Below are 13,460 nucleotides of genomic sequence, written 5' to 3'. Positions count from 1 at the left end.
ACTGCTTACTTCTTGGTCTCGACCGCGTGGCCGCCGAACTGGTTGCGCAGCGCGGCGATCATCTTCATCTGCGGCGAGTCCTCCTGGCGCGAGGAGAACCGCGCGAAGAGGGAGGCCGTGATCGCGGGGAGCGGCACGGCGTTGTCGATGGCGGCCTCGACCGTCCAGCGGCCCTCGCCGGAGTCGGCGGCGAAGCCGCGCAGGCCGTCCAGGTGCTCGTCCTCGTCGAGGGCGTTGACGGCCAGGTCGAGCAGCCACGAGCGGATGACAGTGCCCTCCTGCCAGGAGCGGAAGACCTCGCGCACGTCGGTGACGGAGTCGACCTTCTCCAGCAGCTCCCAGCCCTCGGCGTAGGCCTGCATCATCGCGTACTCGATGCCGTTGTGGACCATCTTGGCGAAGTGGCCGGCGCCGACCTTGCCCGCGTGGACCGAACCGAAGTCGCCCTCGGGCTTGAGCGCGTCGAAGACCGGCTGGACCTTCGCCACGTTCTCGGCGTCGCCGCCGTACATCAGGGCGTAACCGTTCTCCAGGCCCCAGACGCCGCCCGAGACGCCGCAGTCGACGAAGCCGATGCCCTTGGCCGCGAGCTCCTCGGCGTGCTTCTCGTCGTCCGTCCAGCGGGAGTTCCCGCCGTCCACGACCACGTCGCCGGGGGAGAGCAGCTCGCCGAGCTCGTCGATGGTGGACTGGGTGGCGGCGCCGGCCGGGACCATGACCCACACGACGCGCGGACCCTGCAGGGAATCCACAAGCTCCTTGAGGCTGTGGACGTCCGCCAGGTCCGGATTGCGGTCGTATCCGATGACGGTGTGGCCTGCGCGGCGGATGCGCTCGCGCATGTTGCCGCCCATCTTGCCGAGACCGACGAGACCGAGCTCCATGGGTGATCCTCTTGCCTTGATTGCGATGCGTACCTGCTCTACGAGCCTACGCCCGGGGGCGGGTGCACACCTGTGGGGTACGGGCGCTCAAACGGCGGGCCCCGCGGGGAGCCCGCACCCCTCGGTCGTCATCCTCAGCCGGACAGGCGCACCGGCATGATCAGGTACTTGTACGCCTCGTCCGCCTCGGCGTCGAGCGCCGGCTTGCCGCTGAGCAGCGCGGGCTTGGTGGAGGTGGTGAAGGACAGCTGGGCCACCGGGGAGTCGATGGCCGAGAGGCCTTCGAGCAGGAAGGCGGGGTTGAAGGCGATCGAGATGTCGTCGCCGTCGAGCTGGGCGTCGACCCTCTCCACAGCCTGTGCATCGTCGCTGGAGCCGGCCTCCAGGATCAGCACGCCCTGCTCGAAGCTCAGGCGCACCGGGGTGTTCCGCTCGGCGACGAGCGCCACACGCTTGACGGCCTCGACGAACGGGGCGGTCTCGATCACGGCGACGGAGTTGAACTCGGTCGGGAACAGCGTGCGGTACTTGGGCAGGTCGCCCTCGAGCAGGCGCGTGGTCGTACGGCGCCCGGCGCCCTCGAAGCCGATGAGGCCCTCGCCCGCTCCGGAGCCGGCCAGCGCCAGCGCCACCGTGTCGCCGCCGCTGAGCGACTTGGCGGTGTCCAGCAGGGTCTTGGCGGGGACCAGGGCGACCGCGGAGATGTCCGGGGTCTCGGGCTTCCACATGAACTCGCGGACCGCGAAGCGGTAGCGGTCGGTGGAGGCCAGGGTGACGGTGTCGCCCTCGATCTCGATCCGGACGCCGGTGAGCACCGGGAGCGTGTCGTCACGGCCGGCGGCGATGGCGACCTGGGCGACGGCGGAGGCGAAGACCTCGGCCGGGACGGTGCCCGTGGCCGTCGGCATCTGCGGCAGCGCCGGGTATTCCTCCACAGGCAGGGTGTGGAGTGTGAATCGCGAGGAGCCGCAGACCACGGTGACGCGCACGCCGTCGGTGGAGATCTCCACAGGCCTGTTGGGAAGTGCCCGGCAGATGTCGGCGAGGAGCCGGCCGGAGACGAGGACGGTGCCGTCCTCCTCCACATCCGCCTCGACCGAGACACGGGCCGAGACCTCGTAGTCGAAGCCGGAGAGGCTCAGGGAGCCCTCCTCCGCCTTCAGCAGCAGGCCCGCGAGGACCGGCACCGGCGGACGGGCCGGGAGGCTGCGGGCCGCCCAGGCCACTGCCTCCGCGAGTACATCGCGCTCCACCCGGATCTTCACCGGTACCGCCTCCTGTGTTGCTGGCTTGCCCTGCTGGCTTCGTCGTCGGCTGAGTGCCGGGGACCAGTCTGACGCACGTTGCTGACAGTCGGTGCGGTCGGCGGTCAAGTCGAGGTCGGAGGCGTGGCGCGGCCGGAGGGCGAGTTGTGCACAGGACCCACTTCGAAGCGAGTTTCCCGGCTGAACTCTGTGGTCGTAGTAGTAGGCCCTGTGGAAACCGTGGAAAACTTCCTTTGCCCAGGTCAGGGCAGATTTTTTGTCCACCGGGCCTGTGGGCGCGCACAGTGGATAAACCGGGTCCGCTGTGGACTGCGGAAAGTTCTGCACACCCGGTGCACAGGCGGGGGCCACTTCTCCCCAGCCGTGTCCCCAGGTTTACCCACGTTCCCCACAGCCCAACCCGGCATCTTGGTGTGACGCCTTTCACTCGGTGCGGTGAGCTCGGGCGTTTCGTTGCCGAACAGTGGACAGCGGTGTGGAAAGGCTGTGTATAAGACCGGTTCTCCTGTGGGCGGCCGGTGGACAACGCGGAGCGGGGTTGTGGGCCGCCCCGCCGTCCACAGGCTGTGGAACCCCGTCGGCCACAAATCCACACCCCCGTGACCTCGCCTGATGGCATATCAACAGCCCGGTCTGTGGACAGGTTCGGGATAACTTCCGGGTCCCCAGGGTGTGGACGGCCGTTCGGGCCCGAAACTGTGGAGAACCGCTGGTCCGGGGCCTGTATTCGAACACCGCTCGTGGTGCGGGACCGCCGCCGGAACGCCGAAGGGCGCCCCGGGACGTGTCCCGGGGCGCCCTGAAGAGCGTTCTCGTGCGGTGTGTCAGCCGTTCTTGATGCGGTTCGTCAGCTCCGTCACCTGGTTGTAGATGGAGCGCCGCTCGGCCATCAGCGCACGGATCTTGCGGTCCGCGTGCATCACGGTCGTGTGGTCGCGGCCGCCGAACTGTGCACCGATCTTCGGCAGCGAAAGGTCCGTCAGCTCACGGCACAGGTACATCGCGATCTGCCGGGCCGTCACCAGCACCCGGCTGCGCGAGGCTCCGCACAGGTCCTCGACGGTGTGCCCGAAGTAGTCGGCCGTCGCCGCCATGATGGCCGGCGCGGTGATCTCGGGCGAGGCGTCCTCGCCGCCGGGGATCAGGTCCTTGAGGACGATCTCGGTCAGCCCGAGGTCCACCGGCTGCCGGTTGAGGCTGGCGAAGGCGGTGACCCGGATCAGCGCGCCCTCCAGCTCGCGGATGTTGCGCGAGATGCGGGAGGCGATGAACTCCAGGACCTCCGGCGGGGCGTTGAGCTGCTCCTGCACGGCCTTCTTCCGCAGGATCGCGATCCGCGTCTCCAGCTCGGGCGGCTGCACGTCCGTGATCAGGCCCCACTCGAAGCGGTTGCGCAGCCGGTCCTCCAGGGTCACCAGCTGCTTGGGCGGCCGGTCCGAGGACAGCACGATCTGCTTGTTCGCGTTGTGCAGGGTGTTGAAGGTGTGGAAGAACTCCTCCTGCGTCGACTCCTTGCTCGCCAGGAACTGGATGTCGTCGACCAGCAGGATGTCCATGTCGCGGTAGCGCTTGCGGAACGCGTCCGCCTTGCCGTCGCGGATGGAGTTGATGAACTCGTTGGTGAACTCCTCGGAGCTCACGTAGCGCACCCGCGTGCCCGGGTAGAGGTTGCGCGCGTAGTGCCCGATGGCGTGCAGCAGATGGGTCTTGCCGAGGCCCGACTCCCCGTAGATGAACAGGGGGTTGTAGGCCTTGGCCGGCGCCTCGGCCACGGCGACCGCCGCCGCGTGGGCGAAGCGGTTGGACGCGCCGATGACAAAGGTGTCGAAGAGATACTTGGGGTTCAGCCGGGCCGTCGGCTCACCGGAGCCCGCCGCGGGCTGTGTCCCGCCGGAGGACCCCCGCTCGCCCCGGTCCCCGCCGCCCGGTGCGGACCGGGGAAGGCTGTCGGGCAGCTCGCGGCGCTGCGGCTCGTACGCCGGGCGCTCGGGCGCGGCGGAGCGGTAGTCCTGCTGCGGTTCGTACTGCTGCGGATACGGGGCGTCGCCGTGCTGCGAGGCGTACGGGTCGCGCTCGCCCTCGGCGAAACCGCCCAGGCGCGGCTGCTGCCAGCCGTAGTCGCCGCCCCGCTCGGGCACGGCCGGGCCGGAGGGGCCGCCGTGCCGCGGCCAGGCACCGGGCTCGGGCCGGGGCTGCTGATAGTCGGGGTAGGCGGGCCGGACGGACGGCAGGTCGTCCGGCGGCGCCTGGCGGACGCCGTAGCCGCCGCCCTGGCCGTCGTAGGGCTCGTACGCCTCGCGGCCGTCGTACGGCGGCCGGCTCTCCTGGGGGCGGTGCTCCTGCGGACGGGGCTCGGGGGGTGCGCCCGCGGAGTCGTCGACCGTGATCGCGATCCGGATCGGGCGGCCGCACTCGCGGCTGAGGGTCTCGCCGACGATCGGGGCCAGCCGGCCCTCCAGGACGCCCTTGGCGAACTCGTTGGGCACGGCGAGCAGCGCGGTGTCGGCGACCAGGGCCAGGGGCTGGCAGCGCCGGATCCAGTGCTCGTCCTTGCTCTCGACGCCTTGGCCACGGCCCTCGCCCAGGAGCTGTTCGAGTACGCGCGGCCACACTGCGGCAAGATCGGCGGGCAGGTCAGCCACAGGGCACGCTCTCTCAGTCAGCGGGGGCGCCCTGGAGTCCCACGAATGTGTGGTTCTCGGGACGGGCGGGAAGGATTCGGAGTTCAGCCACGGTAGTCAGGCCACGGTGCACGGTTCAAGTCGTTGTCCACAGGGTGTGCACAAATGTGCCATGCCCTGTACCGCACCACCCCCTGCGCGCCCGGCACGGACCTGGCCTGCGGGAGGCTACGGTGTACCCCTGGTGCGCTGCCGGTTTGACCGGATGGCGTAACCGCGCGTACCGTGACCAGGTCGAGTTGTCGATGGCTGCTGCCGCCTGCCTCCGATGGGCAACGACCACGCCCAAGGGTGAGGTCATGAAGCGGTGCACTTGGGCGTATTGCGAGTTCCTCGTGGGCGCACGGTGACAGCCAGGCGATGTCCCGCCATCACACATTTCTGGAGTCCCCGAGTGAGCAAGCGCACCTTCCAGCCGAACAACCGCCGTCGCGCGAAGACCCACGGCTTCCGCCTGCGCATGCGTACCCGTGCCGGCCGCGCGATCCTCGCGTCCCGCCGTGGCAAGGGTCGCGCCCGCCTGTCGGCCTGAGCAGCCTGACGTCAAGGTCCAATGACGTGCTGCCTTCCGAGTCTCGGCTGAGGCGGCGCGAGGACTTCGCGACCGCGGTGCGCCGAGGACGCAGGGCCGGCCGCCCGCTCCTCGTCGTCCACCTTCGCAGCGGTACCACGGACCCGCACACACCTGGGAGCACAGCCTCCCCGGTGCGTGCGGGTTTCGTCGTGAGCAAGGCCGTGGGCGGAGCCGTCGTCCGCAACCTGGTCAAGCGCCGGCTGCGCCACCTCGTGCGCGACCGGCTGGATCAGCTGCCCGCCGGTAGCCTGGTGGTGGTGCGAGCCCTGCCCGGCGCGGGCGAGGCGGACCACGCCCAGCTGGCCCGCGATCTCGATACCGCGCTGCAGCGGCTGCTGGGAGGGGCGCCGCGAAGCAATCCCCCGGAGGGAGACCCCCGGAACCCCGGTATCCACCCGGGAGGGAGCGCACAGTGAAGTATCCGCTGCTGTGGTTGATCAAGATTTACCAGTGGACCATCAGCCCCCTGCTGGGGCCGGTCTGCAAGTACTACCCGTCGTGCTCGCACTACGGCTACACGGCCATTGACCGGCATGGTGCGGTCAAAGGCACGGTGCTGACGGCCTGGCGCATCCTGCGCTGCAACCCGTGGTCGCTCGGTGGCGTCGACCACGTCCCTCCCCGGAAGCGTCCGGTCTGGCACCAGCGGCTGAGGAGCCGACTGGGCGGGCACCCCACCATGGGGTCCGTCGCACAGCCCGAGACTCAGCCCAACGCCCAAGGAGCCTGATTCGTGGACACGATCCTCGGTCCCCTTTATTACGCTGTTTCCTGGATCATCGTCCAGTTCCACTCGTTCTACAGCCTGGTCTTCGACAGGAACAGTGGCGCGGCGTGGGGACTGTCCATCGTCTCGCTGGTGGTGCTGATCCGCATCTGCCTGATCCCGCTCTTCGTGAAGCAGATCAAGGCCACGCGGAACATGCAGGCGCTCCAGCCGAAGATGAAGGCGATCCAGGAGCGTTACAAGAGCGACAAGCAGCGCCAGTCCGAAGAGATGATGAAGCTCTACAAGGAGACGGGCACCAACCCTCTCTCGAGCTGTCTCCCGATCCTGGCCCAGTCGCCCTTCTTCATCTCGCTCTACCAGGTCCTGAACCACATCGCCCAGGGCAAGGTCGTCGGCGTCATCGACAAGCCGCTCCTGGAGAGTGCACGGCAGGCGCACATCTTCGGTGCCCCGCTGTCCGTGAAGTTCATGGACTCCGCGTCCAAGGTCGAGTCGCTGGGCGCCACCCTGACGGACGTCCGGGTCGTCACGGTCATCATGATCGTCCTGATGTCGCTGTCGCAGTTCTACACGCAGCGCCAGCTGATGACGAAGAACGTCGATCTCACGGTGAAGACGCCGTTCATGCAGCAGCAGAAGATGCTGATGTACGTCTTCCCCATCATGTTCGCCGTCTTCGGCATCAACTTCCCCGTCGGTGTCCTGGTCTACTGGCTCACCACCAACGTGTGGACCATGGGGCAGCAGATGTTCGTCATCCGCCGCAACCCCACCCCGGGCAGCCTCGCCTTCGAGCAGCGCCAGGAGCGCCTGCGGGCCAAGGGCAAGCTCAAGGAGGACCCGGCGCAGGTCGAGGCCAAGAAGGCCGCCGAGGCCGCCCGTGCGTCCCGTCAGCAGCCGAAGCGGCAGACGAAGTCCCAGCGGCAGACGGGCGGCCAGCCCTCCGCCGGTGAGCAGGCCGCCGAGCAGCAGAAGCAGGACGAGAGCAGCAAGCCCAAGCCGGCGGGCGGCTCTTCCCGCAGTGCCAAGTCCGGGCAGCGCAAGGGCGGCCCGCAGCGGCCCAAGCACCCGTCCAAGAAGTGAAGAAGGAGTCCACCGTGACGGACACACAGCGTCAGACCAGTGCGGCCGCCGCTGAGGGCACCGACACCCTGTCCCGCCTGGAGCAGGAGGGCGAGATCGCGGCCGACTACCTCGAGGGGCTGCTGGACATCGCCGACCTCGACGGCGACATCGACATGGATGTCGAGGCCGACCGCGCCGCGGTGTCGATCATCAGCGACTCCACCAGCCGTGACCTGCAGAAGCTGGTGGGCCGTGACGGTGAGGTGCTGGAGGCGCTCCAGGAGCTGACCCGGCTCGCGGTGAACCGGGAAACCGGTGACCGCAGCCGTCTGATGCTCGACATCGCCGGTTTCCGTGCGCGCAAGCGCCAGGAGCTGACCAAGATCGGCGCGCAGGCGGCGGACGAGGCGAAGAGCACCGGGCAGGCCGTCCGGCTCGACCCGATGACGCCGTTCGAGCGCAAGGTCGTCCACGACGCGGTGGCCGCCGCGGGGCTGCGCAGCGAGTCCGAGGGCGAGGAGCCCCAGCGCCGCGTGGTCGTCCTCCCGGCCTGACGTCACGTACCGGTTCCAGGTAGCCACGGCCCCGTCTGCTCGCAGACGGGGCCGTGGTTTCCCCGATACTCAGAACTCCCCGGGCCTTCGACCGCCCGGGTTCCAGAACAAGGTTGTACGGAAGGACGGTTCTCGTGGAAGAGGCAGCGGAGCTCCCCCCGGCGCCCGCGGTGGCGCGGGCGGTATTCGGTGACCGCTTTCCGGAGGCCGTCCGCTATGCGGAGCTGCTCGCGGATGCGGGTGTGCAGCGCGGGCTGATCGGCCCCCGTGAGGTTCCCCGGCTGTGGGAGCGGCACCTGCTGAACTGTGCGGTGCTGTCGGAGGCCGTACCCGAGGGCGTCTCGGTGTGCGACGTGGGCTCGGGCGCCGGGCTGCCGGGCATCCCGCTGGCCCTGGTCCGTCCCGACCTGCAGATCACGCTGCTGGAGCCGCTGCTGCGGCGCACGACGTTCCTCCAGGAGGTCGTCGAGCTGCTGGGGCTGGACCACGTCACGGTGGTGCGCGGCCGGGCCGAGGAGATGATGGGCAAGGTCCCGCCGGTGCACGTCGTGACGGCCCGGGCCGTGGCACCGCTGGACCGGCTGGCCGGCTGGGGCGTGCCGCTGCTGCGGCCGTACGGCGAGATGCTGGCCCTCAAGGGCGACACCGCCGAGGAGGAGCTCACGGCCGCACGGGCGGCGCTGAGCAAGCTCGGCGTCGTACGCACCTCGGTGTTCCAGGTCGGCGAGGGCGTCGTGGACCCGATGTCCACCGTGGTGCGGGTGGAGTGCGGGGAGAGCCCCGGCGGCGTGCGCTTCGCGGCGAAGCGGGCAAAGGCTGCCCGGACCGGCAGGGTCCGCCGGCGCCGCTGAGACGGAGGCGGCACTGGGCCGTTCTGCTGGCGGCAATGCTCCATACAAGCTGCCAACACTACGCATTCCGGAGTGTCGCGACAGCTCCGTGGCAGCGCCTCGGCATCGTGTTTCACGTGAAACATCGCTCCTTGCTGCACGGAATCATCAATCGTGGTCGCGCGGCTGCCATGCCGCGCGACCGTCGCCCGGCCGAGGGCGTGAGTTCATCCACAGGCCGGGTGGATTCATCCACAGGAGAACGGGCCTCGCTGGTTCACAACCCTGAAAGCATGGCAGGCTCTGTTCATCGCGAGCCTGATGTCGAGGAGAGTGAATCCTTGCGGTCCGACGCCAATATCGCGGGGCCGATGACCGATCCGGTCCCCGGCCCCCGCCCCGCCGACTCCGAGCCCCTGGCTCCCCCTGGTAACCCGACTGCCGACGCAGCCGTTTCACGTGAAACGCGGCCTGCGATGCCCCGGCCCGAGCAGACCAGGGTGATGGTGGTCGCCAACCAGAAGGGCGGGGTGGGCAAGACCACGACCACGGTGAACCTCGCGGCCTCGCTGGCGCTGCACGGCAACCGGGTCCTGGTCATCGACCTCGACCCGCAGGGCAACGCCTCCACCGCGCTGGGCATCGACCACCATGCCGAGGTGCCGTCGATCTACGACGTGCTGGTGGACAACAAGCAGCTTTCCGACGTGGTCCAGCCCGTCATGGACGTGGAGGGGCTGTTCTGCGCCCCCGCCACCATCGATCTGGCCGGTGCGGAGATCGAGTTGGTCTCGCTGGTGGCCCGGGAGAGCCGGCTGGACCGTGCCATCAAGGCGTACGAGCAGCCGCTGGACTACATCCTGATCGACTGTCCGCCCTCCCTGGGTCTGCTGACGGTCAATGCGCTCGTCGCCGGCGCAGAGGTGCTGATCCCCATTCAGTGCGAGTACTACGCCCTGGAAGGCCTGGGTCAGCTGCTGCGCAACGTGGAGCTGGTACGGGGGCACCTCAACCCCAAGCTCCACGTGTCGACGATCCTGTTGACGATGTACGACGGCCGGACCCGACTGGCCTCCCAGGTTGCCGAGGAGGTGCGCAGCCACTTCGGGCACGAGGTGCTGCGGACCAGCATCCCGCGCTCGGTCCGCATCTCGGAAGCGCCCAGCTACGGGCAGACGGTGCTGACGTACGACCCGGGTTCCAGCGGCGCTCTCTCCTATCTGGAGGCGGCCCGGGAGATCGCGCTCCGGGGGGTGGGCGTGCACTACGACGGCAGCACGGCTCATACCGTGGGTCCTCAGGCCGTGGGCCACCAGCAGCAGCAAGAGCAGCACAGCATGTCGGAGGGGCTTCAGTGAGTGAGCGACGTAGAGGACTGGGCCGTGGGCTCGGTGCGCTGATCCCGGCAGCGCCGAAGGGATCGGAGAACGGTGCACCGGCCATGGGGTCCGGTGCGACGTCCCCGACGGCGGTGCCGGTACTGACGACGGAACGGGGGCCGGCTGCGGCCAGGGTGACCACGTTCCCGGTCGACGAGACGCCTGCGGTGCTCGATCCCGTTTCACGTGAAACACGGTCGGAGCAGCCTGCGGAGGCCGCAGAGACTGCGGAGGCCGTTGCGGGCGCCCACTTCGCCGAGCTGCCCCTGGACTCCATCACCCCCAACCCGCGTCAGCCGCGTGAGGTGTTCGACGAGGACGCCCTCGCCGAACTCGTCACCTCGATCCGCGAGGTCGGGCTTCTCCAGCCCGTCGTGGTACGGCAGTTGGCTCCGGAGCGCTACGAGCTCATCATGGGCGAGCGCCGCTGGCGGGCCTGCCGTGAGGCCGGGCTGGAGAAGATTCCTGCCATCATCCGGGCCACGGACGACGAGAAGCTGCTGCTGGACGCCCTGCTGGAGAACCTCCACCGGGCCCAGCTGAACCCGCTGGAAGAGGCCGCCGCCTACGACCAGTTGCTCAAGGACTTCAAGTGCACGCATGACGAGCTGGCGGACCGCATCGGGCGTTCGCGTCCTCAGGTCTCCAACACACTGCGGCTGCTGAAGCTCTCCCCCGCAGTGCAGCGGCGGGTTGCCGCCGGTGTGCTGTCCGCCGGTCATGCCCGGGCGCTGCTCTCGGTCGACGACTCGGAGGAGCAGGACCGCCTCGCCCACCGCATCGTGGCGGAGGGGCTCTCGGTGCGTGCCGTGGAGGAGATCGTGACCCTGATGGGTTCACGCCCCGCCTCGGCCAAGCCCAAGGGTCCCCGGGCGGGTGCGCGGGTCTCCCCGGCGCTGACCGACCTGGCCTCGCGGCTCTCGGACCGCTTCGAGACCCGCGTGAAGGTCGACCTCGGGCAGAAGAAGGGAAAGATCGTCGTCGAGTTCGCCTCGATGGACGACCTGGACCGGATCCTCAGCACCCTGGCCCCGGGCGAGGGGCGGGTGCTGGCACAGAAGCTCGCGCACGACGACGATGAGGGCGCGGCGTAGTCCTGCTGCGTTACCGCCAGGGGCGGGTTGTGTTTCACGTGGAACCTCCGTGTGAACACAACCCGCCCTTTGCCCTCTCCGGCTATCCGGTCAATCGACGTGCGGATACGATGCGTTGGGGTATCGCACATCCACGTTGGACACAGTTCACGGAGGGGCGAGGCCATGCGAACGGTGAGCCGGAGCGGACTGGTGGCAACGGGCTTGGGCCTGGGAGCAGTCGGCGGATTCGTCGGCAGCCTCCTCAGGGAACGCAGTGTGCTGAACGCCGCCCGGGGCAGGGCACGCGATGGAAGTGAGGGACTGACTGCATGGGGCGCCGGCTCGTACCGCTCACGTTGGACAATCTCCCGGACCTCCCCCAGCGCTGCCGCGCCTGTGTCTTCTGGGAGCTGGATCCCGTCAGTGGTGAAGCCGCACTGAGGGCCGGACGTCCGGAGCTGGAGAAGGAGGCCTGGCTGTCGGCGGTCCTGCTGGAGTGGGGCTCCTGCGGCCGGGTGGTGTACGTCGACGAGGCTCCGGTGGGGTTCGTGCTCTATGCGCCCCCGGCCTATGTCCCCCGCTCGACGGCCTTCCCCACCAGTCCTGTTGCCGCGGACGCCGTGCAGTTGATGACTGCCTGGCTGGCGCCCGGCCACCAGGGGCAGGGGCTGGGCCGGGTGATGGTGCAGACCGTGGCGAAGGACGTGCTGCGGCGGGGCTTCAAGGCGATCGAGGCCTTCGGCGACGCCCGGTGGAAGGAACCCGCCTGCGTCCTGCCGGCCGAGCACCTGCTGGCGGTGGGATTCAAGACGGTGCGGCCCCATCCGCGGTATCCCCGGCTGCGGCTGGAGCTCCGCACGGCGATGTCCTGGAAAGAGGATGTCGAGTTGGCGCTGGACCGGTTGCTGGGAGCCGTACAGAAAGAGCCTGCGCTCCGGCCGCTGTAGCGCCCCGGGATTGCGAAAAGGGCCCGCCCCCTCGTCGGGGGCGGGCCCTGTTTCACGTGAAACAGCGAATGTCGCTCTGTGCTACATACCGAGGAAGTCGGCCAGGTCGCGCTCGATGGCGGCCTTCGGCTTGGCGCCGACGATGGTCTTGGCGACCTCGCCGCCCTGGTAGACGTTGAGGGTCGGGATCGACATCACGCCGTACTTGGCCGCGGTGGCCGGGTTCTCGTCGATGTTCAGCTTGACGATCTCGATCTTGTCGCCGTGCTCGGCCGCGATGGCCTCCAGGGACGGAGCGATCTGGCGGCAGGGGCCGCACCAGGCCGCCCAGAAGTCCACCAGGACGGGCTTGCTGCTCTTGAGGACGTCCTGCTCGAAGGAGGCGTCGGTCACGTTCTTGAGAGTGCCGGCCACGGCTGTCTCCTTAAATCCTTGTGCGTGGGGTGGAGGTGCGGGGGTGGGTCAGGGGGTCTGCTCGGGCTCGCGGACGTTCTCGCCATCGGCGAGCGCGGCCAGGTGGCGCTCGGCGTCCAGGGCGGCGGAGCAGCCGGTGCCGGCGGCGGTGATCGCCTGGCGGTAGGTGTGGTCGACGACGTCACCCGCGGCGAAGACACCGGTCAGGTTGGTGCGGGTGGAGGGAGAGGCGACCTTGAGGTAGCCCTCGTCGTCCAGTTCCAGCTGGCCCTTGAAGAGCTCGGTGCGCGGGTCGTGGCCGATGGCGATGAAGAGGCCGGTGACCGGGAGCTCGGAGGTCTCACCCGTCTTGAGGTTGCGCAGGGTCAGCCCGGAGAGCTTGTTCTCGCCGTGGATCTCGGCGACCTCGCTGTCCCAGACGAAGGAGATCTTCGGGTCGGCGAAGGCGCGCTCCTGCATGGCCTTGCTGGCCCGCAGGGCGTCACGGCGGTGGATCACGGTGACGGACTTGGCGAAGCGGGAGAGGAAGGTCGCCTCCTCCATGGCCGTGTCGCCACCGCCGACGACGGCGATGTCCTGGTCCTTGAAGAAGAACCCGTCGCAGGTGGCGCACCAGGAGACGCCGCGGCCGGACAGCTCGTCCTCCCGGGGCAGGCCGAGCTTGCGGTGCTGGGAGCCGGTGGTCACGATGACGGCCTTGGCACGGTGGACGGTGCCCGCGGAGTCGGTGACCGTCTTGATCTCGTCGCCGAGGTCGACCGCGATGACGTCGTCCGGGATCAGCTCGGCGCCGAAGCGCTCGGCCTGGGCCCGCATGTTGTCCATCAGGTCCGGGCCCATGATGCCCTCACGGAAGCCGGGGAAGTTCTCCACGTCGGTGGTGTTCATCAGCGCACCGCCCGCGGTGACGGCACCCTCGAAGACCAGCGGCTTCAGAGAGGCCCGGGCCGTGTAGAGCGCGGCCGTATAGCCCGCGGGCCCGGAGCCAATGATGATCACGTTGCGGACGTCGCTCACGGGTGTCTTCCTCGTCTCTGCCGACTGCGGTCTGGGATCCTTGC

General features: G+C 69.1%; 13 protein-coding genes and 1 pseudogene. 9 read left to right on the top strand and 5 right to left on the bottom strand.

Annotated elements, in window-relative coordinates:
• Window positions 1-5: 5 nt before the first annotated feature.
• From gnd to dnaA, 3 genes are all read right to left on the bottom strand, one after another.
• The gene (gene gnd / locus HG542_RS03845) at window positions 6-884 is read right to left on the bottom strand and encodes a phosphogluconate dehydrogenase (NAD(+)-dependent, decarboxylating) (RefSeq protein ID WP_171078580.1); all 879 of its coding nucleotides are present in this window, start codon (window positions 882-884) and stop codon (window positions 6-8) included.
• Window positions 885-1,018: 134 nt separating this feature from the next.
• The gene (dnaN, locus tag HG542_RS03840; protein ID WP_171078579.1) at window positions 1,019-2,149 is read right to left on the bottom strand and encodes a DNA polymerase III subunit beta; all 1,131 of its coding nucleotides are present in this window, start codon (window positions 2,147-2,149) and stop codon (window positions 1,019-1,021) included.
• An 824-nt stretch (window positions 2,150-2,973) separates the two neighbouring features.
• Entirely contained in the window at window positions 2,974-4,791 is a 1,818-nt protein-coding gene (gene dnaA, locus HG542_RS03835) for a chromosomal replication initiator protein DnaA (RefSeq protein ID WP_171078578.1), read from the bottom strand.
• A 433-nt stretch (window positions 4,792-5,224) separates the two neighbouring features.
• Between dnaA and rpmH the strand changes: the two genes are divergently transcribed.
• From rpmH to HG542_RS03790, 9 genes and pseudogenes are all read left to right on the top strand, one after another.
• Window positions 5,225-5,362, top strand: a complete 138-nt coding sequence (gene rpmH, locus HG542_RS03830; protein WP_003949374.1) for a 50S ribosomal protein L34 — start codon at window positions 5,225-5,227, stop codon at window positions 5,360-5,362.
• Window positions 5,363-5,388: 26 nt separating this feature from the next.
• Window positions 5,389-5,757, top strand: a pseudogene (rnpA, locus tag HG542_RS03825) (ribonuclease P protein component); the annotation flags it as partial.
• A gap of 59 nt (window positions 5,758-5,816) precedes the next feature.
• A complete protein-coding gene (yidD, locus tag HG542_RS03820; RefSeq protein ID WP_171078576.1) occupies window positions 5,817-6,134 on the top strand; it encodes a membrane protein insertion efficiency factor YidD in 318 nt (105 codons plus the stop codon).
• Between the two features lie 3 nt (window positions 6,135-6,137).
• Window positions 6,138-7,217, top strand: a complete 1,080-nt coding sequence (gene yidC, locus HG542_RS03815; protein WP_171078575.1) for a membrane protein insertase YidC — start codon at window positions 6,138-6,140, stop codon at window positions 7,215-7,217.
• Between the two features lie 14 nt (window positions 7,218-7,231).
• Complete coding sequence (locus HG542_RS03810; protein ID WP_171078574.1) at window positions 7,232-7,753, top strand: Jag family protein; 522 nt, start codon at window positions 7,232-7,234, stop codon at window positions 7,751-7,753.
• 134 nt (window positions 7,754-7,887) lie between these two features.
• Window positions 7,888-8,604 carry a 16S rRNA (guanine(527)-N(7))-methyltransferase RsmG gene (gene rsmG / locus HG542_RS03805; protein WP_171078573.1) on the top strand — a complete coding sequence of 239 codons (717 nt, stop codon included), beginning with the start codon at window positions 7,888-7,890 and terminating at the stop codon, window positions 8,602-8,604.
• Between the two features lie 272 nt (window positions 8,605-8,876).
• Window positions 8,877-9,941, top strand: coding sequence for a ParA family protein (locus HG542_RS03800; protein WP_171078572.1), 1,065 nt, complete (start codon window positions 8,877-8,879; stop codon window positions 9,939-9,941).
• A complete protein-coding gene (locus HG542_RS03795; protein ID WP_171078571.1) occupies window positions 9,938-11,056 on the top strand; it encodes a ParB/RepB/Spo0J family partition protein in 1,119 nt (372 codons plus the stop codon). The genes HG542_RS03800 and HG542_RS03795 overlap by 4 nt, the downstream gene beginning before the upstream one ends.
• A gap of 311 nt (window positions 11,057-11,367) precedes the next feature.
• Window positions 11,368-11,985: a GNAT family N-acetyltransferase gene (locus HG542_RS03790; protein WP_171078570.1), complete on the top strand. Its 618-nt coding sequence runs from the start codon at window positions 11,368-11,370 to the stop codon at window positions 11,983-11,985.
• An 81-nt stretch (window positions 11,986-12,066) separates the two neighbouring features.
• On the opposite strand, the gene trxA is transcribed toward HG542_RS03790, so the two are convergent.
• Together trxA and trxB are read right to left on the bottom strand one after the other, a co-directional pair.
• A complete protein-coding gene (trxA, locus tag HG542_RS03785; protein WP_171078569.1) occupies window positions 12,067-12,399 on the bottom strand; it encodes a thioredoxin in 333 nt (110 codons plus the stop codon).
• 48 nt (window positions 12,400-12,447) lie between these two features.
• On the bottom strand, window positions 12,448-13,416 hold the full coding sequence (trxB, locus tag HG542_RS03780) for a thioredoxin-disulfide reductase (protein WP_171078568.1): 969 nt from the start codon (window positions 13,414-13,416) through the stop codon (window positions 12,448-12,450).
• Window positions 13,417-13,460: the final 44 nt, after the last annotated feature.

The sequence above is a fragment of the Streptomyces morookaense genome, from assembly GCF_013030945.1.
Lineage (GTDB): Bacteria > Actinomycetota > Actinomycetes > Streptomycetales > Streptomycetaceae > Streptomyces > Streptomyces morookaensis.
This window is presented reverse-complemented; position numbering and strand designations above follow the sequence as displayed.

Bases quoted from the DNA above. Each gene is read 5' to 3' on its own strand.
- HG542_RS03790 (WP_171078570.1), top strand. From the start codon at position 11,368: ATGGGGCGCCGGCTCGTACCGCTCACGTTGGACAATCTCCCGGACCTC.
- HG542_RS03800 (WP_171078572.1), top strand. From the start codon at position 8,877: ATGGCAGGCTCTGTTCATCGCGAGCCTGATGTCGAGGAGAGTGAATCC.
- gnd (WP_171078580.1), bottom strand. From the start codon at position 884: ATGGAGCTCGGTCTCGTCGGTCTCGGCAAGATGGGCGGCAACATGCGC.